We start from the raw sequence: 23,612 nt of genomic DNA on the forward strand, positions 1-23,612 counted from the left end.
GGCGCTGTCCCGGCGATGGTTGCCACGCGATGGCTTGCCACACGATGGCTTTAGTCCGCGAAGGCTTTAGTCCGCGAAGCCCTTCCCGACGAAGGCCTGGCCGACCGCGACGCGCCCACCGATCCTTTCCCTTCGCCACGCCGCGTGGGGACGTTGTTCGTTTCACCGTATTCACGATCCAGAACCAGGAGCCCCACGCCCCATGGCCCAGCACAACGCCTTCTACGCCCAGTCCGGCGGCGTCACCGCCGTGATCAACGCCAGCGCCTGCGGCGTCATCGAGACCTGCCGCCAGAACAGTGATCGCATCGGCAAGGTCTACGCCGGCCACAACGGTATCATCGGCGCCCTGACCGAGGACCTGATCGACGTAAGCCAGGAGTCCGATGACACCATCGCCGCCCTGCGCCACACGCCCGGCGGTGCCTTCGGTTCCTGTCGCTACAAGCTCAAGGACATCGAGAGCCATCGCACCCAGTACGAGCGCCTGATCGAGGTGTTCAAGGCTCACGATATCCGCTACTTCTTCTACAATGGCGGCGGCGACAGCGCCGACACCTGCCTCAAGGTCTCGCAGCTGTCCGAGAAGATGGGCTACCCGCTGACCGCCATCCACGTGCCCAAGACCGTGGACAACGACCTGCCGATCACCGACAACAGCCCGGGTTTCGGCAGCGTAGCCAAGTACATCGCCACCTCGACCCTCGAGGCCTCCATGGACATCGCCTCCATGTGCGCCACCTCCACCAAGGTGTTCGTGCTCGAGGTCATGGGTCGCCACGCCGGCTGGATCGCCGGTGCCGGTGGCCTGGCCGGCCAGGGCGAGGGTGAGCCACCCCACCTGGTGATCTTCCCCGAGATTCCCTTCGACCGTCGCCAGGTGATGGAGCGTGTGGAGTACGCGGTCAAGAACTACGGCTACTGCGTGATCGTGGTTTCCGAGGGCGCACGCTACGAGGACGGCACCTTCCTCGCCGACTCGGGTAACACCGACGCCTTCGGGCACCGCCAGCTCGGCGGCGTGGCCCCGACCCTGGCCGGCATGGTCAAGCAGGACCTGGGCTACAAGTACCACTGGGCGGTTGCCGACTACCTGCAGCGCGCCGCGCGCCACCTGGGCGCCAAGACCGACGTCGAGCAGGCCTACGCGGTGGGCGTCAAGGCGGTGGAACTGGCGCTCGAGGGGCACAACGCTCAGATGCCGGCGATCAAGCGCGTCAGCGACAACCCCTACCGCTGGGAGATCGAGGCGGCGCCGCTGGCCGAGGTGGCCAACCGTGAGAAGTTCATGCCGCGCGAGTACATCCGCGAGGATGGCTTCGGCATCAGCGACGCCGGCCGTGCCTACCTGGCACCGCTGATCCAGGGCGAGGACTTCCCTCCCTTCGAGAACGGCCTGCCGAAGATGGCGCGCCTCAAGCTCGCGCGGGTGGAAAAGCGTCTGCCGGCATTCAGCCTGTAACTCAGTCTGTAGCATAGACGCGCCACAGCTCGCTGCGGCCCGGCGCGGCATCACGCACGCACCGCGACCGAGACGCAGCCGACGCGACGCCGGCATGAAAAAAGCCCCGAGGCCTGGCCTCGGGGCTTTTCGTTTGACGCCGCAGGGTGTGTCAGGAAGACCGGCTGGCCCCGCCACGGATCACCAAAGCCCCAAGACTTCTCCGAATAGTCGACGAGCGCGGGCACTTTTCAGGCAAGCCCTAGGCGCTGTCCGAAAAGTCGACGAGCGAAGGTTAGACAAGGCAAAAATCGGTGAGACAGCGCAGTTTACGGGGTGTAAATGAGCATTTTGACCGGGCTGGCGCACCAGCCGATTTTTAACGCCGTATTACCGAGCGCAGGCACTTTTCAGACAAGCCCTAGCGTAGCCACCAGGACAGGATCAACAACACCAGCAACAACCCGGCGATGGCCTGCCACAGGTTGGCAGGCTCCTTCCAGGCGCGCACCGAGCGCCTCGGTGCTTCAGACACCTGCTGGCGGCCAGGCCGCACGCTATAGAGAAATTCCGACAGGCGCCGAAAACGCAGCGATCGCTGCGGGTCCAGGGCACGCTTCAAGGCCTCGTCTAGCTCCAGGCTGACGTCTGGCCGGTAATGACGCACGCTACGGTAGCTCAACTGCTCGAGATCGGTATGACTGCGCAGCTGATGGGTCGGCACCGCGTAGGGCAGACGTCCGCTGATCAACCAGTACACCGTGGACGCCAGGGCGTACTGGTCACTGCGCCGGCCGACCTCGTCATCGAGGGCATACTCGGGCGCACTGTGTTCATTGAGCCCCACCTGGGCCACCAGCCGGCGGGATCGCCGGTGACCATCGACATCGCGCAGATGGCAGGCGCTGAAGTCGGTCAGTACCACACGTCCCTGATCATCGATCAAGACGTTGTCTGGATGAACCTGCTGGTGAATCAGGTCACGGTGGTGCAACGCCTGCAGCGCCTTGCCCAGCTGCAGCGCGATGTCGAGTCGTTGACCGAGACTGGCACGCGGATAGCGCGCGACCCACTCGCTCAAGGTCATGCCATCGACGTAACGCATCAGGTAGTAGAGATGGCGGCGGGACCGGGAAGGCTCGACCACGCTGACCACAAAGGGCGAGTGAACCCTCTCCACCACCCACTGCTGAAGCAGGAAGTGCTCCAGGTAGGCGTTTCGATTGGACAATTCAGGACTTGGCGCCTTGAGCACACAGACCCGCTCGGTATCCACATCGCGCACCCGGTAGACCCGTGAGTGGGCGGTGCGTGACATCACCGCTTCCACCACCAGTCCGTCGATCTGGTCACCCACGGCAAGCTCGGGGGGAATCGGCAGATCCCCGTACAGCCGACTGGGAGCGTCGCTGGCCGCATCAGGCAGTTCATCCACCCGGACCAGTTGAAAGCAGAAGGGGTCACTGCCGTAGCCCCGCTCACGAGCCCTGGAGCTTGCCGCCTCGGCCAGGCGCTCACAGGCCGCGTCCAGGTCACTGGCATCTTCGCGAATCAGCCGCACATAGTCGGAGGGCATCAGGGTCCCACGCACCCCTTGGGTGGTGAACAGAAAGATGTCCCCCTGCTTCAGCGGCCACTCCGAATAGTCGATGTCGATGCCGACATCCATGCCCAGCGCCCTGGCCGGGTAGCGATAGCCCCCCAGGTCGGTGACGTGGTCGCGGCTCAACTGCTCGAACTCGGCTCCCCGAAGCCGAAACACCAGGGTGTCACCTACATGAAAGAGGTGCGCGCCACGGTCCTTGAACACCACCGTCGACAACGACGACACATAGCTGCCGTCCTCCATCTGGCGGGTCATGCCATGACACCAGGCGTTGAGCGCACGCATCACTCGCTGTGCCGACGCCTTGATGGTCCAGTGCGCCGGAGTCGCGTAGTAGTCGTTGAGAAATCCGCGCACGCTGAGATCTCCCGCCTGCTTGGCCAGGGCATGGCCTGAGGCTGAATCGCTGATCAGCGCGCAGGCGCCCTTGGGCTCGCCCTCTTCCGGCAGGCGCACCGACATCGAACTGCGCTGCCGATGGCGTTCGGGCGCCACAAAGGCTTGCCCATAACTCAGAGCGAGACGTGCGGTGGCCAAGATCACCTCCTGTGACTCCAGCGTTGATGACGCGACAAGACGTGGGCCAGGGGGCCGACGCCTTCACCGGCGGTATGATACACACCGAATCCCTGATATGCCTGACAAGTCGCCTTTGGCTTTGTTTACTGTGCTTTGGTGGCACCTCACCCCGCCGTCTCGTCCCATGGTTGTCTTGCGCGCCTTGTTGCAGCGCGTCAAGATACGCCCACCATATTGGTAATCCCGTCACGGGGTTCGTATAATCCGACGGATTTTTTTCCGCCGCCCAGGCGGACATCCGCCCAACGAAGGACGCGAGCATGAACTTCGACAACATCCCCGCCGGCAAGGAACTCCCCAACGACCTCTTCGTCGCCATCGAGATTCCCGCCAATCACGCCCCGGTGAAGTACGAAATTGACAAGGACATGGGTGCCCTGCTCGTCGACCGCTTCATGGCGACGCCGATGTTCTACCCGGCCAACTACGGCTTCATTCCGCACACCCTGGCAGACGACGGCGACCCCCTGGATGCCCTGGTGGTCACCCCCTACCCCGTCGCACCCGGCAGTGTCATCCGCGCCCGTCCGGTGGGCATCCTCAACATGACCGACGAAGCCGGCGAAGACGCCAAGCTGGTGTGCGTCCCGCACCCCAAGCTGTCCAGCCTCTACGACGATGTTCAGGAGGTCACCGATCTGCCCGAGCTGCTGCGTCAGCAGATCGCCCACTTCTTCGAGAACTACAAGGATCTCGAGAAGGGCAAGTGGGTCAAGGTGGAATCCTGGGAAGGTGTCGAGGCCGCCCGCAAGGCCATCGAAAAGTCCGCCGCCGCCTACACCAAGGCCTAAGCCTCGGCGCAGACGCGCCAGCGACGGTTGCTTCCCCAGGCCACGCCTGGTCCTGGGGAAGCGCCAAAAAAAGCCGCTCGGATTCGGGCGGCTTTTTTGCTGTGCCTGTTACTGTGCCTGTCTGGCGGGCTGGACGCTGCGCTCTTCCGCCTGCGCATCAACGGCTGCTGCTGCGGTCCTCGAGCGCCCGGTAGTTCAGCCTCGCGTTCTCAGCAGGGCAAAGCAGGCGGTGCACATCACCAGATAGGCGCTGAAGGTATGGGGGTCACGAAACATCGTCTGGGTCAGGCCGAACCCCGCATACATCACCACGATCAGCGCGCCGGACAGGGCGAGCACACGACACTGGCCATCGCCATGATCGAGGCGACGCACAAAGCTCGCCAACGGAATCCCATAGAACAGCAGCAGCAGCGCCACCCCCGCAAGGCCACGTCGAGCGGCGGTGTCCAGCACGTCACTGTGAAGCTGGAACCCGATTCCGGCCATGCCCTCGGGCAGCCGGCCCGCCGCGACCAGTGTCTCGAGCCAGGCGACCAGACCATCCTCTCCCCAGCCCCAGAGGGGCCTGGCTGCGAACGCCTCGCCAGCGATGCCCCACAGATGCCAGCGCAAGCCCGCGTTGGTGTCGACGGCCCCCTGGCGCCATAGCAGGACGATATCCTCGGCCAGTGCCCACAGCCGAGGCAGTGCCACCAGGGTCGCCACGCCGATCGCCAGGGTGGCGGTCATCCGGATGGCGAAGCGCCGGCGGGGTGTAAGCGTCGACCAATAGAGGCGCGCCCGCCGGCCGTGACGCAGGACCAGCACCAGCATCACCAGCGGCAGGGTCAGCCAGCCGCCCCGGGTGCCGGACAGCAGCGAGCCAAGCAGCCCCATCACCGCTCCCAGCGCCGCCCACCAGAGGAACAGGCCGCGCCGCCCTTCACTGACGTTGTCGAGCCACCACACCAGGCTGAGCACCCCGAGCACCAGGCTGAGATTACCAAAGGGAATGGCGTTGATCAGATCTCCAGCCCGACGCTCATCCTCGATCAGTCGGTCATACAGCGCCTTCAGCCCGGATAGCACCGCCCCCAGGGTAATCCCACGCCACCACCAGTAAAGCGAGGGAGGCCTGGCACGCCATGCCAATAACAAAAGCAGCCCAAGCCAGGGCCACCAGGGCAGTGACGGCACGCTATAACGCGCCAGGGGCGGCCCGCTACGCCCCGCGTCCAACACCAGCTGAAAACCGAAAAGCGCCAGCATTGCCACCCATGCAAGGGACTCGGCGTCCCGGGGAAGGCTGCGCCGCACCAGCACCGCCATCGCCGCCAGTGACACCAGCAGCATTCCGGTTAACCGATACGCCCAGGGTAGCGTCAGCAGACTGGACAGGAAGACGAACAGTGCCAGCCCCTGGATCGCCGACGAGGACTGCGCCGGCCATCCTCGATAGTGCCTTGCCACACCCGGCGGCGTGCGCATGGCTCAGGCGACGATGCCATGATAGGAGCGATACCAGTCCACGAATCGAGCCGCGCCCTCCTCGACCCCGATGCGCGGCTGATAGCCGGTAGCGCGATACAGTGCAGTGGTGTCGGCCCAGGTCCGAGGAACATCGCCCGGTTGCATCGGCAGGAAGTTGTACTCGGCCTTGCGCCCCAGTGCCGCCTCGATGGCGTGGATAAAGTCCATCAGCCCCACCGGGCTACCGTGTCCGATGTTGTAAAGCGCGTAGGGTGCACTGCTGCGATCCGGTGAGTCGTCGACCACGCCGGCGTCGGGGTCCGCGCTGGGGACCACTTCCAGCAAGCGCACGATGCCCTCGACGATGTCGTCCACATAGGTAAAGTCCCGCGACATCTCCCCGTGGTTGTAGACGTCGATCGGACGACCTTCGAGGATCGCCTTGGTGAACAGGAACATCGCCATGTCCGGTCGCCCCCAGGGGCCATAGACGGTGAAGAACCTGAGTCCGGTGGTCGGCAGTCCATACAGGTGGGAGTAGGTGTGCGCCATCAGCTCGTTGGCCTTCTTGGTCGCGGCGTAGAGGCTGACAGGATGGTCGACATTGTCGCGTGTGGCGAAGGGCACCACCTGATTCATGCCGTAGACAGAGCTGGACGAGGCATAGAGCAGGTGCTCTACCTGCTGGTGCCGGCATCCTTCGAGCACATTGAGATGCCCCACCAGGTTGGCATCCACGTAGGCGTGGGGATGGGTCAAGGAGTACCTTACCCCCGCCTGTGCCGCCAGGTGCACGACACGATCGAAGCGCTCGTCGGCAAACAGCCGGTCGACACCCTCGCGATCGGCCAGATCCAGCCGCACGAAACGCACGTTCTGCAGCTTTTCGAGACGTGCCAGCCGTGCTTTCTTCAAGGACACGTCGTAGTAGTCATTGAGGTTGTCCACACCGACCACCTCAAGCCCGTCACGGGCCAGACGTGCGGCCAGCGTCGAGCCGATGAACCCTGCCATCCCGGTAACAAGCACCTTCATCTGTTCCCTACTCCCATGGTGCTGGCAAGATCCGTCCACGGCACTCTCGCCACGTTTGACCGCCGTACTGTAGACGCCCTGAACCGAACACCAACAGGGCACCACTAGTCCGACGACTGGTCAATATCTAATGCTCTACGGCAAAGTCTCTAATAATATTTGCCGTATCAATCAACCGCGTTTCTCCTCCCACCAACAGACTACAACTGCACACTTTTTAACTTCCTGCACAGTAAATCTTACGAAACCCCTGCATACCCGCCATTATCAACACCTTTGCATTGACTTCAATGGAGGAGGAGCACATTTCCCTTGGACATCTAAGAATTTCGCCGCCATGACGTGACTCATTTCATACCCTCACATCATACGCACACCACTAATTTCACGCATGAAAATGACTTTTCTAAATCTCGTTAACCAATTATCAAAACCATCAACCAATGGGAGTTTTTTGACGCTGGTGAAATATTTCAATGCAGATATGATGCAGGAAAGGAATAGCACGTCGCAAAGCCAATCCAGACAACGAGGAAACAGAACAGTCGTCCAAACAAAATCCTAAAATATGGACGATTTTCCAAGCAGGGGATCCCTACCATGGGCAACATGATCGAAGCCGCCTTGCGACTCCCTCGTCGCAAGAAAAGGATATTTCAGCTCGTCGCCGATATCATGCTTATCGAGACCAGCCTCGTCGTATCCATGGCTATCAACGGGCTTTTTGGCGCTTTTGTGCGCGCCCCTTCCGCCTACGCCTTGAACGTACTTGTCACGGCGATATCCCTGGTCGTCTTTATCAAGCTAGGCCTCTATCGCGCCGTACTCAGATACGTCGGAAGCCGCGCTATCGTGACCCTGTTCATTGGCGTCGCCACCTCGACGCTGGTGCTTGACCTGCTTGGCCGCGCGATATTCTCCCCGCTTCCTGCAGGTGTCCTTTTCGACTATTTCTTGCTCAGCCTGCTGCTGACCGGCGGCACGCGTTTTGCCCTGAGAAGCCTCTACCAGCATCGTCTGATGAAGGACAAGCCCAGGGTGCTTATCTATGGTGCGGGCTCTGCAGGCTGCAAGCTGGTGGCCTCTCTTCGCCAGGGAAGTGACTACCTCCCGGTGGCCTTCGTCGATGACTGGCGCGGCATGGAGGGTACCCATGTCGAAGGTCTCGAGGTCCACTCTCCTCGTCATATTGCAGAGCTGGTCGAGCGCCTAAACATCGAAAAGATCCTGCTCGCCATTCCCAGTGCCAGACGCAGACGTCGCCAGGAGATAGTGGCGTCACTGGAACCCCTCAATATCACGATCCAGACCATTCCACGCCTGGATGATGTGGTGCAGGGCAGAGCGAAGATCGAAGATATTCGTGACGTCAGTGTCGAAGAACTGCTGGGCCGTGACCCGGTCCCCCCGCGACAGGATCTGATGGACGCCAATATCCGCGACCAGGTGGTCATGGTGACCGGTGCCGGCGGCTCGATCGGGTCGGAATTGTGCCGACAGATACTGGCTCAACGTCCACGCCAACTGCTGCTCTTCGATAGCTGCGAGTACTCGCTGTACCAGATCGAACAGGAGCTTCTGGGGTTCCTGGACAGCCTGAGCCTTGCTGTTGAGCTGAAGCCATTTCTCGGCACGATCCAGGATCAGAAGCGTCTTCGCATCATCCTGCAGGGCTTCAAGGTGGACACCATCTACCATGCCGCCGCCTACAAGCATGTGCCCATGGTCGAGCACAACATGGTCGAAAGCCTCAAGAACAATACCTTTGGCACCCTGGCCGCTGCGCGAGCGGCCATCGACAGTGGGGTATCGACCTTTGTGCTGATTTCCAGCGACAAGGCGGTGCGCCCCACCAACGTCATGGGCACCAGCAAGCGCCTCGCCGAGCTGGTCTGTCAGGCGCTGGCAGAGCAATCGTCGACTACCCGCTTCTGCATGGTGCGCTTCGGCAACGTGCTGGGTTCTTCCGGCTCGGTGATTCCCCTGTTCCGGCGCCAGATTCAACAAGGTGGCCCGGTCACCGTGACCCATCCCGAGATCACCCGCTACTTCATGACCATCCCGGAAGCGGCGCAACTGGTCATACAGGCAGGCGCCATGGGCCAGGGGGGAGACGTGTTCGTGCTGGACATGGGGCAACCGGTGAAGATTCTCGATCTCGCCAGGCAGATGATTCGGCTGTCGGGACTGGAGCCTCGCACGGCCGACAACCCCCATGGCGAGATCGACATCGTCTTCACCCAACTACGTCCCGGCGAAAAGCTCTACGAGGAGTTGCTGATCGGACAGAACGACCAGCCCTCGGAGCACCCTCGGATCATGACCGCCAACGAAGGCTACTGGTCCTGGTCGCAACTGGCTCCCTACCTGGAGCAACTGCGCTCGGCACTGGACAGCGCTGAACTCGAGCGCGTGAGGGAACTGCTGCGTCTGCCGCCTACCGGTTACAGCCCCACTGGGGGTATCGCCGATCTTGTCTGGCGCCAGCACATGGCCCAGCCGCCCTCTCCGACACGACGACTCGCTGGCGCCGCAGACCCCAATCCTGCCCCCCTTGCGCTTGCGGCAAAGCCACTCTAGCGCCGATCCCCCAGGTTCTGCTGACACGAGGCCCCCATGGAACATTCACTGACGCTGGACAAGGCACGCATCGCGGTCATCGGGCTTGGCTATGTCGGCCTGCCGCTGGCGGTCGAATTCGGCAAGCGCTACCCCACTCTGGGCTTCGATATCAGTGCCGAGCGTATCGCTCAGTTGCACGACGGTATCGATACCACGCGAGAAGTGTCACCAGGCGAGCTGAACCTGGCGCCGCTGCTGAGTTTCACCTATCAGCCGGCCAGGCTGGCCGACGCCAATGTCTACATCGTCACGGTCCCCACCCCGATCGACGCCCAGCACAATCCCGACCTGACACCGTTGCTGGGGGCCAGTGCCACGGTGGGCAGGGTGATTGCCAAGGGTGATATCGTGATCTTCGAGTCGACGGTCTACCCCGGCGCCACCGAAGACGAGTGCATCCCGGTCATCGAGAAGCTGTCCGGGTTGCGCTACAACCGCGACTTCTTCGCCGGCTACAGCCCCGAGCGCATCAATCCCGGTGATCGCGAGCATCGGGTCACCAACATCCGCAAGGTGACCTCCGGCTCGACGCCGGCCAGCGCCAACTTCGTCGATGAGCTCTACGCCTCGGTCATCACCGCCGGCACCTTCCGGGCCAGCTCGATAACCGTGGCCGAGGCCGCCAAGGTCATCGAGAACACCCAACGCGACGTCAACATCGCCTTGATCAACGAGCTGTCCATCATCTTCGAGCGTCTGGGCATCGACACCGAAGAGGTGCTGGAAGCCGCCGGCACCAAATGGAACTTCTTGCCCTTCCGTCCTGGCCTGGTGGGCGGGCACTGCATCGGCGTGGACCCCTACTACCTGACCCACAAGGCGCAGCAGGTTGGCTACCATCCCGAGGTCATCCTGTCCGGCCGCCGAATCAATGACGGCATGGGCGCCTACGTGGCCAATCAGTTGATCAAGTGCCTGGCCAAGCGACGCATCCATGTGCAGGATGCCCGGGTACTGATCATGGGCCTGACGTTCAAGGAGAACTGCCCGGACCTGCGCAATACCCGTGTCATCGATATCATCGACGAGCTGCGCGAGTTCAACGTGGCGGTGGACGTGCTCGACCCCCACGTGGACCGTGACGAGGCGGTGGCCGCCTTTGGCCTTCGCCCTGTCGACGAACCGGAACCCGGCGCCTACGACGCCGTCATCATCGCCGTCGCTCACCACGAATTCCGTGATATCGGGGTCGAGCGAATCCGCGGCTGGGGCAAGCCGGAACACGTGCTGTATGACCTCAAGTATCTGCTGCCCAAGGGCGCGGCGGATCTGCGCCTCTAGCCTTTGTAGCTGCGCCTGGGGACATCTGTATCTGCGCCTCTAGCATCCTTAGCTACGCCTGGGCATCTGTATCGGCGCCTCTAGCGTCCGTAGCCACGCCTGGGGCATCTGCAGCGGCCATCGCCTTGCCTCCCTTCCTCCCTTCCTTCCTTCCGCTGCCGCCTGGCCAATCGCTGCGGCGGTGCAGGCGCAATAGGTGCCCGGCAGACAGCGAAATTGGTACCCCAGAAACGCAATGGGCAGGACCCGAAGGCCCTGCCCATTGCGGTTTTTCCAGAGGCGTAGCCGCGGCCACGCTCAACAGGTTCCACAGGCTCAACAGACTGACGTCGACAGCCCCACAGCGACAACGTCACTCGGGACAGAGTGCAGGCTGCGTTGCCCGCGCCATGACCTCCTCGAGCACCCGACAGGTCTTGTCCATCTGTTCCTCGGTCAGGGTCGGATGGATCAGCAGCATCAGGCTGGTCTCTCCCAGTTCCCTGGCCACCGGCAACGGCCGCGACGGGCGCCAGGGAGTGTTGTCGAAGGCGCGTTCCCGGTAGACCTCGGAGCAGCTGCCACTGAAACAGGGCACTCCCTGGGCATTGAGACACTGCATGATGGCGTCGCGGCTCCAGCCCTCGGCCAGGCGTTCGGGACGGACAAACACATAGGCCTTGTAGCCGGCATGGACGATGTGTTCGGGCGGACGCGGAGCCCGCAGTCCCGGACAGCGATCTGCGGCGTCGAGAATGGCGTAAAGATTGGCGCGGCGGCGCTGACTCCACTGAGCCATGCGCGCGAGCTGGCGTCTTCCCAGCACCGCCTGCATCTCGGTCATCCGCCAATTGGTACCGAAACTGTCGTGCAGCCAGCGGAACCCCGGCGGGTGGACCCGCTCATGGACCGCTTCCCAGCTCTTGCCGTGGTCCTTGTAGGCCCACATACGCCGGTGCAGCCCAGGGTCGTCGGTGGTGACCATGCCCCCTTCCCCGCCGGTGGTCATGATCTTGTCCTGACAGAATGACCAGGCCGCCACATCACCGAAGGTGCCGACGCTGCGGCCACGATAGCGCGCACCGTGTGCCTGGGCGCAGTCCTCGATGATCGAAAGACCAAAGGTCTGCGCCAGTTCACCGAGGGCATCCATGTCACAGGGCCAGCCCGCCAGATGGACGGCGACGATGGCGCGGGTGCGTGGGCTCAGGCACTCCTCGACGCTGGCGACCGACAGGTTCTGAGAGTCACGCTCGATGTCGGCAAACACCGGGGTAGCGCCCGCATTGACGATGGCCGACACCGACGCCAGGAAGGTCCTGGGGGTCACGATCACCTCATGCCCTGGTCCGATATCCAGGGCATGCAGCGCCAGATCCAGCGCCAGGGTGCCGTTGGCTACGGCGACAGCGTGGTGGGCGCCTGTCCAGGCGGCGAATTCGCGCTCGAACTCGCGGCCCTCGTCGCCGGTCCAGTAGTTGACGCGTTGACTCAGCAGCACGTGCGATACCGCCTCGGCGTCGCCTTCATCGAAGCAGGGCCAGGGTGCGAAGGGGCCATTGAGCATAGGGGCTTCTCTCTACGGAGGTCTTGTCGGGGTACCACCGGCTAGGGCTTGTCTGAAAAGTGCCTACGCTCGGTAATACGGCGTTAAAAATCGGATCAACATGCTCATTTACACCCTGTAAACTGCGCTGTCTCACCGATTTTTGCCTTGTCTAACCTTCGCTCGCCGACTTTTCGGACAGAGCCTAAGGAGATGGGACGCTATCGTAAACTCGCTCCCACTCAGCGCACGTGGCGTGACTCATGGTCGAGTCGATGGTCCAGAAGCTGGTTCGGAAACTGTTTCGGAAACTGGTTCGGACGATGCTTCAGAGGACGGTGCAGACGGCAGACTACCAACCTGCGCCGGAAGGCCGATCCGCTGGTACAACTGACGATACTGCTCAACCACCTGAGCAAGACCGAACTCGCTCACGATGCGCTCTCTTGCCTCTCGTCCCCGTTCCCGGCGCCTGTCGGCAGGTTCGTTCAAGGCTTCCAGCAAGGCCCGGGCGAGGGCCTGGCTATCTCGTGGTGGCACGATGCGTCCGCTGGTACCGAGGATGTAGTCGCTGTCACCGACGTCGGTCGCCACACAGCTCAGTTCGCAGGCCATGGCCTCCGCAAGGGCATTGGGGAAGGCCTCGAGCCATGAACTCTGACAGAACACATCCATCGCCTGCATCAGCTCGCCCACGTCGTCTCGCTCACCCGTCAGCAAGAAGCGCGAGCGGTACTCGTCCGGCACGATGCCCGCCAGCTCCGGCGCATCGAAATCGACGCCACGACCGACCACCAGAAAGCGCGCCAGAGGCATTCGTTCGGCGACGGTGACGCAGGCCCGCAACAGATTGGGATGATCCTTGATCGGGTGGCATCGGGCCACATGCCCCACCACCCATTGTTCATCGTTAAAGCCCAGACGCTTCCGCACGTGTTGCCGGCTGGCCGAATCCGGCGCCACGGCGGCGGTATCGAAGCCGTTGGGAATGACCAGTGCTGCGTCATCGCGGAAGCCGAAGTCGCGATGTTGCCGCCGAGACAGGCGACTATTGAAGACGATCGCCCCGGGCCCGCCCGAGAGCCGTCGGTTGGCGCGAATGGCCCACCGGGTCAATGGTTTGTGGCGCTCGATCTGGTACAGGCACTGGCGCACGTTCCAGCTCACCGCCGGCCGCTGGCGGCACAGGCGAGCCGCCATGCTGGCCATGAGGTTGCCGTGGTACATCCAGCCCTGAATGACGTCAGGGGCGAAACGTCGCACCAGAGCACCCAGACGAGGCAGGGTCCAGGGCGCGGGAATTCCCTGGCGCATGCCAAGGGCATGGACCTCGATGCCCAGCTCGCGAATACGTGGCCCGTAGCTACCCTCGTCCATCAGGGCGATCACTGCGACCTCGTCCGGGGCACTGACGCCTGCGGCCAGCAGATTGTAGAGATTTCGCTCCGCGCCACCGGTACCGAGTCCGGTGATGACATGAAGTACGCGCACAGACATGGGCAGACACATCCTGTGATGGGCAAGAAAGCGACAACAACGCAGTCGCTCAGGGAAAACGCAGAGGTGCCACGGAAATGGCGGTGGCCGAGATTTGCCGCGGATGGCCCGAGCACAGAGCCTTGCGCAGGCGCACCAGAACTCAGCCCTGCGACGCCATCGACGATACGCCGCTGTTCAGGCGAACAAGGTAGCGCTCGACGGCCAGTTCGGCGCCAAAATCGGCGGCGCGCTGGTGAACCGGTGGATGCTCGTCACGCGCCAGCACTTCGTCGAGCGCGTCTGCAAGCGCTTCGCTGTCGCCCATGGGAATCAGCCGCCCCCAGCGCCCGCCCTCGAGAATTTCCTGAGGGCCCGAGGGGCAGTCAGTCGCTACCACCGGGGTGCCGCAGGCCATCGCCTGGATCAGCACGCTAGGCAACCCCTCGGCGTAGGACGACAACGCGAAGACCCGGGCCTTGCGCATATACACAAAAGGATTGTCGACGAACCCGGGCAGCGATACGGCGTCGGCCACCCCGAGGCGATGCGCCTGGTCAAGCAGCGTGTCTCGCAGCGGTCCTTCGCCGAGAATCGTCAGTCGCACCTCTCGGTGCTCATGGCGCTGACGCAGTCGTGCCAGAGCGTCGATCAGCACGTCGAACCCCTTCTGCTCGATCAAGCGTCCCACCGCGACGATGCCGACTTCGCCGATATCCTCCACCGACGACTCGGCGAGCTGCACCAGCCGCTTGTCGACGATGGGATTGAAGATGACCTCGATCCGCGAAGGGGCCAGCGCCAGGCCTCTGGCCAGGTCATCGGCGACACCTTGGGAGACCGCTACCACGGCATCGGCTCGCAGATAGGCATGGCGCATCAGCCGCCGCATCACCCGGGCATTGAAGCCGGTGTTTCTGGCGGTCACTGCAAAATAGTTGGTGTGCTCGGTCACCACCAGTCGACAGTCGAGGCGGGCCAGCGCCCGCGCCGCCACCGCCACCACGTTGGCGTGGCCCATCGCCGACAACAGGGCAGCGGGCCGTTCGCGCTTCAGATAGCGCACCAGCGCAGGCAGACTGCTGGCGACCCTGGAGGCGCCCAGGCTGAAGTGGCGGATGCCGGGGGCGATTTCCGCCTGGTAGACGTTCTCGTCGCTGGCGGTCACCAGGTCGACCTCATGACCGGCCGCGACGAAGCCATTGGCGAGCAGCACCATGACCCGCTCCGCGCCGCCGCCCCGCAGCGACGGCAGAAACAAGGCAATCTTTTGCATAGGACTTCGAATAGCGCTTCGAACAGGGCTGCGAACAGGGCTTTGCATGGCGTCCTTTTCCTTTGCTCTTCGTTCGAGCATGACCAATGGTCGGGCGGGCTTGAACGAGCACGATGGCGTCTCAAGGGAGACTTAACGCTGCATCGCGCCCGATCGGGAGCCCAGGCGTCGCAACCTGAGCGCCAACATCAACAGCGCGGAGGCAGCTCCGATCAGCACTGGGTGACTGGCCAATCGAAATAGCGCGAGATCCCGCCGCTCGCGCCAGTTTCCAGGGGTGAATATCTCCACCTGAAAGCGGCAGGCGGTAAGGTCTCGTCTGCTCAGGCTGGACAACCACTGGCGTCGGGAAAAGGCGTTGCGATGATGGTCCTGACACAGGTAGCGCTTGACCACGTAACGACTGGCATCCAGATTGGCGCTGGAGCTCATGCGGCCCTGGCGCGTCACGTCCATGACTGCGGTCGGCTGCGGGTCGAACAGTAGACGCTCGCCCTGGTGAAAGGCGCGAATGGCGAAGACCCAGTCCTGGTGCTTGCGCGTCGCGTCATCGAAGCGCGTCCCCTGCCAAAAGGCCTTGCACAGCGACAGGGTGGAAGAACGCACGTCTCCACGCTCCACGAACAGGTAGTGACGCATGTCGCCGCCGCGGTAGGCCGGAAGTCGCGACGCGCTCAGGCGGGAGGCGTCGGCGAGGCGCGCGAGATAGTTACCAAAGATGACGCCGGCGCCGCTATCGCGGTGCATGGCCATGCGGCGCTTGAGTGCCCCTGGTGCCAGTGCATCATCGGAGTCCAGAAAGAAGACGAAAGCCCCACGGCTCTCCTCGAGTCCCCGGTTGCGGGACACGGCGGCGTTGGACCTGGCAGGCTTCTCGATCAGCCTGACGGCTTCGTATCGCTGCACCAGCCGCGAGAGCGCCTCACGATCATCCGAACAGTCGTCCACCAGCAGGATCTCGTGGCTCAACCCTTCGGTCTGGCTTACCACGGACAGCAGGGCTCGCTCGACGAAAGCGGCGCTATTGTAGGTCGGTATCACCACCGAGACCTGCATAGGTTTCCCTCCTGACGGTTCGGCCCTGACTTACCTGGGAGCCGCGACCTTGCCACCGTCGGATCGCCTTGATGAGCGCTCCTGCGGAAGCCGAAGCAGCGAGCCAAGATAATCGAGCCCTTCATCGCTGTAGCCATTGTCCATGTTGGCCGAGGGCGTAAAGGTCATCTCACCGAGAACGGGACGGCCGTGCTCGATGTAGAAGTCCACACGCACGAACGCAAAAGGCTCGGCCAAGGCGCGGGCGGACTCGAGCAGTGGTTCAAGACAAGCTGGACGGGCCAGATCGGCGGTATCGGTGATGATCGGCACCTTGGCAGCCATCAGCTCAAGCGGCCCCCAGTCTCGATCGAAATAGGCGTAGCGAGTCTGCCCCTTGTCCGCGGCGCACAGCAGCACCACCAACGGCTCGCCGTTGAAGCAGTAGACCTTGTAGTCCAGGGGCGCGTCCCTCCCCCCGCTGTCCAGCATGCGCTCGGCAAAGATCCGCGGCACGATCTGATCGTAGTGATACTCGAGCTTGCGACGCCCATAGCGTTCGGTCATCCAACGCGACAGATCCTGGCTGGCCTTGCGCCTTTCCAGGGTCGACTTGTCGTGCACCAGGATGTTGTAGCCGCAGCCGTGATTGCACTTCAGCACGAAGGCGTCTGGCAGGGCTTCCCAGTCGATCTCGTCGACACTGCGATAGACGCCCAGCAGATCATTGAGAATCGCACCCTGGCCTCTTGAGCTCGCGTAATCGTGCAGCCCGAGCTTGTCGGCGCACCTGGCCATCAGCGGGTCACGATGAAACAGCTTGAGCCACTGAAGCTTCTCGTCGAAGCGCCTGGGGGTTCGAAGGTCAAGGCGACGCCGGGTCTTGCGTTGGTGCATCAGTCGCGTCGCCTGCTCGTTGGAGAAGGCGTCCAGCCCCAACATCCCCAACGTCCACAGGCGGGACTTGGCCGCGCCCATCCACTCATTCATGACCGCCATTGTCCGCTCCTTGCACGGTTCCGTTGAAGCTCAATGACCGCCCTGCCGTTACTTCGCGATCGTGTCGGCAGCGCCGGCCTACCTGCGTCAGATCGATCAGGTCGCCCAGGTAGCGCTGTCCGTAGGCGTTGTAGCGCCGTGATACGTTCGCCCCGGGTGTGAACGTCATCTCACCGAGCACCGCCCGCCCTTGCCGCTCGTAGAAGTCGACCCGGACGAAGACAAAACCCCGCGACAGCCGCTCGGCCAGTTCGAGCATCTCGTCGAGCGCTCGAGGACGGGCCACGCCAGCGGCGCTCTGATGCTGCCGGTCATTCAGCTCGAGCCGTTGCCAAGCCGGATCATGGAAGTCGAAACGCATGTCGCCTCCCCTGTCGGTGCAGACCAGCACCACGCAAGGGCGACCATGAAAGCAGTAGACCTTGTAGTCCACGGGCACTCCCCCGGTAGCGGTCTCGATGTACTCCTCGGCCAGCACTCTCGGGGGAATGGCGTCGTAGTGATACTCCAGATAGCGTCGGGCGTAGCGCTCCTTCAGCCAACGCTGCAGCCGTCGCTTGACCGCTCGCTCGTCCGCCTTGCGCTTGTCGTCGATGATCACGTTGTAGCCGCAACCGTGGGTACACTTCAGCGCGAAGCGCGCCGGCAGTTCCTCCCAGACGATCGCATCGACGCCTTCGTAGAGGCCGATCAGTCGACTGAGGGCAACGGCGCAGTCTCGCTCGGCGGCGAACTGTCGGACGGCGTACTTGTCGGCGCAGCGCGAAAGCCCTCGACGATCACCGTAAAGCTTGAGCCACTGCAGCTTGTCATTGAAATCCCTGGGATCGTCGAGTTCGAGCCGCTGCCCGTACTCTCGCCGGTGCACCAGCCTTGTCGCCAGACGCGGCGACAGGCGGTCGACCACCCCCAGAGCGCATCGCCACCCCAGCTTCTCCGTCCTGTCGAAGGCTCGCTGAAATCCTGTCATACGATAATCCCTTGTACAGAAGCGCTCTCACGTCTTGATCAACCCCTGGTCACGCCGTCTTGCCCGCAACAGGGTCACACCGACCAGCGCCAGATTGAGCATGGCGCCGACCAGAGAGAAGGCCACCACCGCAACGAGATCGCTGTGATACACCCGAAACCCCACATACAGCGCGGCCACACGGCCGAGCACGCTGAGTACCTCGTAGATCAGAAAACCCCGCTGCAGGCCCAGACTGGCGATGGAGGCCACACTGGGCTTGTTGAGAAAGGCAAAGTACAGCCAGACCGCCATCCAGCGTGCGTACTCGCCCGCCTGCCACCAGGGGTCACCGAACAGCAGAGCAAACAGCCAGGGCCCCAGCACCACCATGGCGCCAAAGGGGACGAGCCCCACCGCCGCCATCACCAGGGTGGTCTTCGCCAGTGACGCAGTAATCGACTCGCCGCGGTTGACCGCCGAGGCCACATGGGGATAGAAAACGTCGTTGACCGACTTCGCCAGCAGCACCATGGGCGCGGCCAGTACCGAGGCCGCCAGGCTGTAGTGCCCGGCGGCTGCGGTACCGAAGAATGCCGCCAGCAACAACACCGGCAACGACTGCGACAAGGCGTTGAGCGTCACCTGGGGTGCGCGATATAAGGGAAAGTCACGGTGGCGACGCGCCAGTTCCCGCCATGGGGCGCCCCGGCCCCCGCCGACCAGACCATCACCGAGTCGCCGGTCTGCCCACCACAGCAGCAAGGCGTTAAGCCCACTGGCGGCGGCGGTGACAAGCACCAGCGTCACCCCGACCGGATGCAGCACTCCGCCGGTCGCCTTGGCCAGGTTGAGGACCAGGGCATGGATCATCGCCACCTTGGCCGTCACCCCGAACCGCTGGCGCCGAATCAGCCACTGCTGCATGACCTGTTGCATGGCCGCCAGCAGCATGGCCACAGGCAGCAGCCAGATCAGCATGGCGGCAAGCCTCGGATCGAGATGCCGATCCAGCAGTGGTTGCAGCACAGTGAGCGCCGCCACGGCGGCCAGCGCCAGCAGCACCGCCAACCCCATGCTGAGTCGGGCCAGCCCCCGGGCGTCTTCGTCGCGCGGCGGCAACACCATGGCGACCGGGTAGGTCAGGGCCGCCAGCGGCGCGACGACACTGACCAGGGCGCTGAAGGAACCGGCCAGGCCGAAGGCGTCAGGGCTGAACAGACGGGTGATGAGTGGCGCAAAGGCCAGACTCAGCGCCTGTGCCCCCGCCGTGCCACCGGCTACCAGCAACACCTGGGACAGCAAGCGATGACGTCTGAGCGCTGTCAGCCAGCCCCGTTGCGGCAAGACCGCGGCCACCGAGTCGGTATCCCGGGGCGTCATTCATTGCCTCGAAAGGGCTTCATGGTGACGCTTCCTTGGCCACTGATACCCTCGCGGCGCAGCACCTTGACGACCGTCATGGCCAGTATCCGGATATCGAGCGCCAGGCTGTGGTGGTCCACGTACCAGACGTCAAGCTGGAAGCGCTCGCGCCAGGAAAGCGCGTTCCTGCCGTTGACCTGGGCCCAGCCCGTAATCCCCGGTCGTACCTCGTGGCGACGTGCCTGGTCCCGGTCATACAGCGGCAGGTACTCCATCAGCAGCGGGCGTGGCCCGACCAGACTCATCTCGCCTTTCAGCACGTTCCAGAGCTCGGGCAGCTCGTCCAGGCTGGACGCCCGCAGCCAGCCCCCGAGCGTCGTCATGCGCTGCTCGTCGGGCAGCGTGCGTCCCTGCTCGTCACAGCGCTGGGCGAGGGTCCTGAACTTGATCAAGCGGTAGGGACGGCCATGCAGCCCAGGGCGCCACTGAAAGAAGAAGGCCGGCTTGCCAAGCCTCAGCCGGACGAGTCCCCAGATGCCGAGCATCAAGGGGAATAGCAGGACCAGCAACGAGGCGGCCACCAGCACATCCAGACAACGCTTGGCCATCATCATCTCACCACGCTGGGGTCGAGCCCTGCCGGGCAGGACGACGCCGTCTCGACCCCCATGGCGTCGAGGATGCTGTGATTGACGCGGTGCACGTCGTAGCGCTCCTCGGCGCGAGCGCGGGAGGCCTGGCCGTGCTGGACGATCAGCGCCGGCGTTTCCAGATAGCGTTGCAACGCCAGGCACAGGGCGTCGACGTCTTTCACCTCCACCAGATAACCGTTGACCCCCGGCGCGACGGTCTCGCGGCATCCCGGCGCGTCGGTGGTCACCACCGCACGCCCCAGGGCCATGGCCTCGAGCACCGTTCTCGGGGTCCCCTCGCGATAGGACGGCAGCACATAGACGCTGCATTCGGCGATGGCCGGACGGACATCATCGAGTCGACCGAGGTACTCGATGGCGCCGTCATCGATCCACGTCTGAAGCTCGTGCGCCGCGATGCTGTCGGGGTTGTCGTCCAGCCAACCCGCCAGGCGAAAGCGCACCTGGGGATGGCGCTGGCGGATACGCGTCGCCGCCTCGGCGTACTCGCGCACCCCCTTGTCACCCAGCAACCGAGCGATCAGAAGGAAGCTGACCGGCTCTGTCGCTGGAGCCACCGGCGAAAAATGCGCCAGATCCACTCCGGAACCGTTGATCACCCGGGACGCCGTGGTATCAAGGAGAATCCCCTCCTCGATGAACAGGCGACGATCATCCGGGTTCTGGAACAGCACCATATGAGCCCGCCCCAGAGCAACGCGGTACAACCGCCGCACCAGCGCCTTGATCAAGCGGCGCTTGTTGCCACCCTGGGCGCCCTCCTGGGTGCCGGTAAAGGCGTACCCCAGCCCGGTGACCAGCAGGGTGCGCTGGCGCACCCCCAACACCCAGGCAGCCAGTGCCCCGTAGACCACCGGCTTGATCGTGTAGGCAAAAAGCCCATCGGGGCGTACCCGCAGCATCAATTTCATCAGAGCCACCAGGGTCTTCAGATCGGCCAGCGGATTCATGCCGGTGCGCGAAAGCGGGATATCGTGCAGCGTCGCGCCGAGGGCCTCGAGACTGGCTTTAAGACGCGACGAAGCAGCCGAGCGATCGGCGTCACCCTCACCGCCGGCGTCACCGGTAGCGCCCCTGCCCCCCACGGGCGCGGCGACATGGACCTCGATTCCGCGAGCGACCATCTCCCTGATCAGCTCACCGCGAAACCCGACGATGGACTCGGGGTAGCTCGCTACCATCAACAGTCGCTTGATCATCTCGCCACTCCATTTGGCGTGCTTTCGACAGACGGCGTAGAGCCCCCGGACGATTCGGCGTCGGTGGCTGTCTGGCGCGGGCGCCCCATGACGGACATCAACAGATAGATAAGCACCGGGGTAAACATCCACTTCTGACGCGCAGCGATGCCCAGATTGGCAGTGGTCATCGCCAGGATGGTCCAGGCCAGCAGCAGGTAAAACCACAGAAACAGTCGATTGGCGGGAGGCGCATTGCGCCCGGTGATGGCGGCGATGCCACCGACCACCATCAGATACAGCAGGATGACGTTATCCACCGAGGACGCCAGCTGGAACACACTGCTGGCTTCCATGGGCAGAGGCCTGAACATATAGGTGAAAAGCTGCATCGGCAGACTCATGGAGGCGATGTCCACCGCACCGCCGCCGGTCTGGTTGTAGCTCTGCCGCAATTCGATGTAACTCATCACCTGATCGGCATCGGAGCCGCTGCCGACCCCGGCGTAATCCAGCGCCAGGGGTACGATGATCGCCGCCCCGGCAAGCGCCGCAGTCCCCAGCAAAAGCCGCTGCCACAGCACGACGCCGGGCTGCAGACAGAAGGCAGCCGCCAAGGCGATCAGCTGTATACCGGCCATGTGCGGTCGCACCACCAGCATGATCATGACCGCCACCACCATCAGCAGGTGACGGCGTCTGAGATCAAGCGCCGCCCACAGCGAAAGCCCCATGGACAGAAACGACAGCGCATCCTTGCCGATGGCGGAGCCCCAGTAGTGCATCGAGGGCAGAAAGAGTACGGCCAGCGCCAGCAGACGAATACCCAGGGCACGCTCGGCAATGGCCTGATGGAGACTGCCGGCGAAGGCCAGCAGCCCGACATAGCCGGCCAGATTGAACACCAGAAAGGTCCCCAGAAACGACAGCCCCAGCCCCTGGGTGAACAGCGAGGTGAACACGATCACCCCGGCGGTGCCAAAGGAGAACTCGACGCCGTCGTTGAACGACGCCCGGTAGTACATCAAGGAATCTCCGCCGTCGCCGTTGACGAACCAGGCGTAGAGCACGCAGAAGGCCGTGTGCCAGAGATAGAGCGGCAGACACAGCATGTAAGACAGCCCGAAGGCTCGCCCCACCGCTCTGGCAAGCCACAGACCGAGCACGAACACCGCCAGGGCGGAGTACACGTCCCAGGCGGAAGTGACATAAGGGATGGGAACCATCGGCGGTAAGCTCACTCATTTGACGTGCAGGCATGCCGTTCGACTACCACGGGGGCCTGGCGCTGGACGGACAGCGTCCTTCTCAGGCAATCGCTACATGGTCGATGTCGTCGTGACCGGGATCGCCCACGGCCAGATCGCAGACTCGTCGGATATGAACGTCGCCCTTGAGGTCGACGAAGGTCACCCTGTCGAGCAGATCCAGGCAGTAGAGCTCAGAAGACGAGGAATAGTGATACACCACCAGTTCGTCGACCCGGCTAGCCAGTAGACGAATCCACACCTCGGCGGGAATCCACGGCTGCTCCAGCACCTGGATATCAGCATCGAGCCAGGCGCAGCCGTCGTGGGGATGGGGCTTGAACAGCAACAGAGGATGACGTCGCTTGAGCTCGGCAAGCCTCTCGGCGGAGATATCGCCGCCCCCCCAGGTACCCAGTACCAGCGCCGGCGTTGCCGACGTCAGCCGGTCGAGCCAGGGCGACAGCAGTGCCTGCCAGTCCTCCCAGCCTTGCTCCAGCTCGCCGACGAGCCCCGGGCAATAGCGCGCCTTGTGAGCCAGGCGTGGATTCAATCGGGCGTAGGTCCGCGGCCGCGAAACGAACACCAGGTCGGTCCTGCGGCCGCCTCCGAAACGCAGTCCGCAACCGCGCACCAGGGCCACCAGGCTCCACTTCAACCGCCTGGACAGAGGCATCTCGTAGAGATAGGAGCTGAAGTAGGTGCTGACCCCCTCCTCGTAAAGGCACAGACAGCCTGTCTTCAGCGGCGCCAGCAGCAGGTACTTGCTGGTGCGATCGTTGTCGATGAACAGACTGTCGTAGTGCAAGGCGCCCAGCGCCTCGCGTGCCGCGGCCTGGGTCGGCACGCGGCGTATCTCGTCAAATAGAGATCGATGGTGGCTCGCTTCGACAAAGGCGTAGAAGGCGTCATACTCGGCGATGCTTTCGGCCACCAGCAGCACCAGCGCCTGCTCGATTCGATAGTGACGAACGATCGAGGCACAGGTCAGAAACTGCAGCGGCTTGCAGCAGATAAAGACGCTTCGGCCAAACGACGCCTGCGTGCTCGTCGCCGGCACTGCCCCCCCTGTGTCGATCCCTTCCTGAAGCGGTGTTCCTGC

The 23,612-nt window shown here is 63.4% G+C and carries 18 protein-coding genes; 4 read left to right on the top strand and 14 right to left on the bottom strand.

The window, feature by feature from the left end; genetic code table 11:
• The first annotated feature begins 202 nt into the window (after window positions 1-202).
• Complete coding sequence (locus tag C6W88_RS13615; protein ID WP_108132845.1) at window positions 203-1,462, top strand: 6-phosphofructokinase; 1,260 nt, start codon at window positions 203-205, stop codon at window positions 1,460-1,462.
• Between the two features lie 400 nt (window positions 1,463-1,862).
• Here C6W88_RS13615 and C6W88_RS13620 read toward each other — a convergent pair whose 3' ends face one another.
• On the bottom strand, window positions 1,863-3,584 hold the full coding sequence (locus C6W88_RS13620) for a bifunctional protein-serine/threonine kinase/phosphatase (protein WP_108132846.1): 1,722 nt from the start codon (window positions 3,582-3,584) through the stop codon (window positions 1,863-1,865).
• Window positions 3,585-3,886: 302 nt separating this feature from the next.
• On the opposite strand from C6W88_RS13620, the gene ppa reads away from it, so the two are divergent.
• Complete coding sequence (gene ppa, locus C6W88_RS13625) at window positions 3,887-4,417, top strand: inorganic diphosphatase (protein WP_045993354.1); 531 nt, start codon at window positions 3,887-3,889, stop codon at window positions 4,415-4,417.
• 195 nt (window positions 4,418-4,612) lie between these two features.
• On the opposite strand, the gene C6W88_RS13630 is transcribed toward ppa, so the two are convergent.
• Together C6W88_RS13630 and C6W88_RS13635 are read right to left on the bottom strand one after the other, a co-directional pair.
• On the bottom strand, window positions 4,613-5,887 hold the full coding sequence (locus C6W88_RS13630; RefSeq protein WP_108132847.1) for an O-antigen ligase family protein: 1,275 nt from the start codon (window positions 5,885-5,887) through the stop codon (window positions 4,613-4,615).
• A 3-nt stretch (window positions 5,888-5,890) separates the two neighbouring features.
• Window positions 5,891-6,904: an NAD-dependent epimerase gene (locus C6W88_RS13635; RefSeq protein ID WP_108132848.1), complete on the bottom strand. Its 1,014-nt coding sequence runs from the start codon at window positions 6,902-6,904 to the stop codon at window positions 5,891-5,893.
• An 852-nt stretch (window positions 6,905-7,756) separates the two neighbouring features.
• Between C6W88_RS13635 and C6W88_RS13640 the strand changes: the two genes are divergently transcribed.
• Together C6W88_RS13640 and tviB are read left to right on the top strand one after the other, a co-directional pair.
• The gene (locus tag C6W88_RS13640) at window positions 7,757-9,484 is read left to right on the top strand and encodes a polysaccharide biosynthesis protein (protein WP_231498649.1); all 1,728 of its coding nucleotides are present in this window, start codon (window positions 7,757-7,759) and stop codon (window positions 9,482-9,484) included.
• A 36-nt stretch (window positions 9,485-9,520) separates the two neighbouring features.
• Window positions 9,521-10,807 carry a Vi polysaccharide biosynthesis UDP-N-acetylglucosamine C-6 dehydrogenase TviB gene (gene tviB, locus C6W88_RS13645; RefSeq protein ID WP_108132849.1) on the top strand — a complete coding sequence of 429 codons (1,287 nt, stop codon included), beginning with the start codon at window positions 9,521-9,523 and terminating at the stop codon, window positions 10,805-10,807.
• A 352-nt stretch (window positions 10,808-11,159) separates the two neighbouring features.
• On the opposite strand, the gene C6W88_RS13650 is transcribed toward tviB, so the two are convergent.
• From C6W88_RS13650 to C6W88_RS13700, 11 genes are all read right to left on the bottom strand, one after another.
• The gene (locus tag C6W88_RS13650) at window positions 11,160-12,353 is read right to left on the bottom strand and encodes a DegT/DnrJ/EryC1/StrS family aminotransferase (protein ID WP_108132850.1); all 1,194 of its coding nucleotides are present in this window, start codon (window positions 12,351-12,353) and stop codon (window positions 11,160-11,162) included.
• A 240-nt stretch (window positions 12,354-12,593) separates the two neighbouring features.
• Window positions 12,594-13,829: a glycosyltransferase gene (locus C6W88_RS13655; protein WP_181248628.1), complete on the bottom strand. Its 1,236-nt coding sequence runs from the start codon at window positions 13,827-13,829 to the stop codon at window positions 12,594-12,596.
• A gap of 142 nt (window positions 13,830-13,971) precedes the next feature.
• Window positions 13,972-15,084, bottom strand: a complete 1,113-nt coding sequence (locus C6W88_RS13660) for a glycosyltransferase (RefSeq protein ID WP_108132852.1) — start codon at window positions 15,082-15,084, stop codon at window positions 13,972-13,974.
• A gap of 132 nt (window positions 15,085-15,216) precedes the next feature.
• Window positions 15,217-16,140, bottom strand: a complete 924-nt coding sequence (locus C6W88_RS13665; protein ID WP_108132853.1) for a glycosyltransferase family 2 protein — start codon at window positions 16,138-16,140, stop codon at window positions 15,217-15,219.
• Between the two features lie 30 nt (window positions 16,141-16,170).
• A complete protein-coding gene (locus tag C6W88_RS13670; protein ID WP_108132854.1) occupies window positions 16,171-17,118 on the bottom strand; it encodes an ATP-grasp fold amidoligase family protein in 948 nt (315 codons plus the stop codon).
• A complete protein-coding gene (locus C6W88_RS13675; protein WP_108132855.1) occupies window positions 17,102-18,088 on the bottom strand; it encodes an ATP-grasp fold amidoligase family protein in 987 nt (328 codons plus the stop codon). The genes C6W88_RS13670 and C6W88_RS13675 overlap by 17 nt, the downstream gene beginning before the upstream one ends.
• Before the next feature lie 27 nt (window positions 18,089-18,115).
• Window positions 18,116-19,450: a lipopolysaccharide biosynthesis protein gene (locus C6W88_RS13680; RefSeq protein WP_108132856.1), complete on the bottom strand. Its 1,335-nt coding sequence runs from the start codon at window positions 19,448-19,450 to the stop codon at window positions 18,116-18,118.
• The gene (locus C6W88_RS13685) at window positions 19,447-20,040 is read right to left on the bottom strand and encodes a sugar transferase (protein WP_045994001.1); all 594 of its coding nucleotides are present in this window, start codon (window positions 20,038-20,040) and stop codon (window positions 19,447-19,449) included. Before C6W88_RS13685 ends, C6W88_RS13680 begins: the two co-directional genes overlap by 4 nt.
• 2 nt (window positions 20,041-20,042) lie before the next feature.
• Window positions 20,043-21,284, bottom strand: coding sequence for a glycosyltransferase family 4 protein (locus tag C6W88_RS13690; protein ID WP_108132857.1), 1,242 nt, complete (start codon window positions 21,282-21,284; stop codon window positions 20,043-20,045).
• Complete coding sequence (locus tag C6W88_RS13695) at window positions 21,281-22,489, bottom strand: hypothetical protein (protein WP_181248627.1); 1,209 nt, start codon at window positions 22,487-22,489, stop codon at window positions 21,281-21,283. The genes C6W88_RS13690 and C6W88_RS13695 overlap by 4 nt, the downstream gene beginning before the upstream one ends.
• An 82-nt stretch (window positions 22,490-22,571) precedes the next feature.
• On the bottom strand, window positions 22,572-23,570 hold the full coding sequence (locus C6W88_RS13700) for a hypothetical protein (protein WP_045993990.1): 999 nt from the start codon (window positions 23,568-23,570) through the stop codon (window positions 22,572-22,574).
• Between the last annotated feature and the right edge of the window lie 42 nt (window positions 23,571-23,612).

It is taken from the genome of Halomonas litopenaei, from assembly GCF_003045775.1.
In the GTDB taxonomy this organism is placed as follows: domain Bacteria; phylum Pseudomonadota; class Gammaproteobacteria; order Pseudomonadales; family Halomonadaceae; genus Halomonas; species Halomonas litopenaei.

Bases quoted from the DNA above. Each gene is read 5' to 3' on its own strand.
- tviB (WP_108132849.1), top strand. From the start codon at position 9,521: ATGGAACATTCACTGACGCTGGACAAGGCACGCATCGCGGTCATCGGG.
- C6W88_RS13675 (WP_108132855.1), bottom strand. From the start codon at position 18,088: ATGACAGGATTTCAGCGAGCCTTCGACAGGACGGAGAAGCTGGGGTGG.
- C6W88_RS13670 (WP_108132854.1), bottom strand. From the start codon at position 17,118: ATGGCGGTCATGAATGAGTGGATGGGCGCGGCCAAGTCCCGCCTGTGG.
- C6W88_RS13695 (WP_181248627.1), bottom strand. From the start codon at position 22,489: ATGGTTCCCATCCCTTATGTCACTTCCGCCTGGGACGTGTACTCCGCC.
- ppa (WP_045993354.1), top strand. From the start codon at position 3,887: ATGAACTTCGACAACATCCCCGCCGGCAAGGAACTCCCCAACGACCTC.
- C6W88_RS13650 (WP_108132850.1), bottom strand. From the start codon at position 12,353: ATGCTCAATGGCCCCTTCGCACCCTGGCCCTGCTTCGATGAAGGCGAC.
- C6W88_RS13630 (WP_108132847.1), bottom strand. From the start codon at position 5,887: ATGCGCACGCCGCCGGGTGTGGCAAGGCACTATCGAGGATGGCCGGCG.
- C6W88_RS13680 (WP_108132856.1), bottom strand. From the start codon at position 19,450: ATGACGCCCCGGGATACCGACTCGGTGGCCGCGGTCTTGCCGCAACGG.
- C6W88_RS13615 (WP_108132845.1), top strand. From the start codon at position 203: ATGGCCCAGCACAACGCCTTCTACGCCCAGTCCGGCGGCGTCACCGCC.
- C6W88_RS13635 (WP_108132848.1), bottom strand. From the start codon at position 6,904: ATGAAGGTGCTTGTTACCGGGATGGCAGGGTTCATCGGCTCGACGCTG.
- C6W88_RS13685 (WP_045994001.1), bottom strand. From the start codon at position 20,040: ATGGCCAAGCGTTGTCTGGATGTGCTGGTGGCCGCCTCGTTGCTGGTC.
- C6W88_RS13690 (WP_108132857.1), bottom strand. From the start codon at position 21,284: ATGATCAAGCGACTGTTGATGGTAGCGAGCTACCCCGAGTCCATCGTC.
- C6W88_RS13665 (WP_108132853.1), bottom strand. From the start codon at position 16,140: ATGCAGGTCTCGGTGGTGATACCGACCTACAATAGCGCCGCTTTCGTC.
- C6W88_RS13660 (WP_108132852.1), bottom strand. From the start codon at position 15,084: ATGCAAAAGATTGCCTTGTTTCTGCCGTCGCTGCGGGGCGGCGGCGCG.
- C6W88_RS13655 (WP_181248628.1), bottom strand. From the start codon at position 13,829: ATGTCTGTGCGCGTACTTCATGTCATCACCGGACTCGGTACCGGTGGC.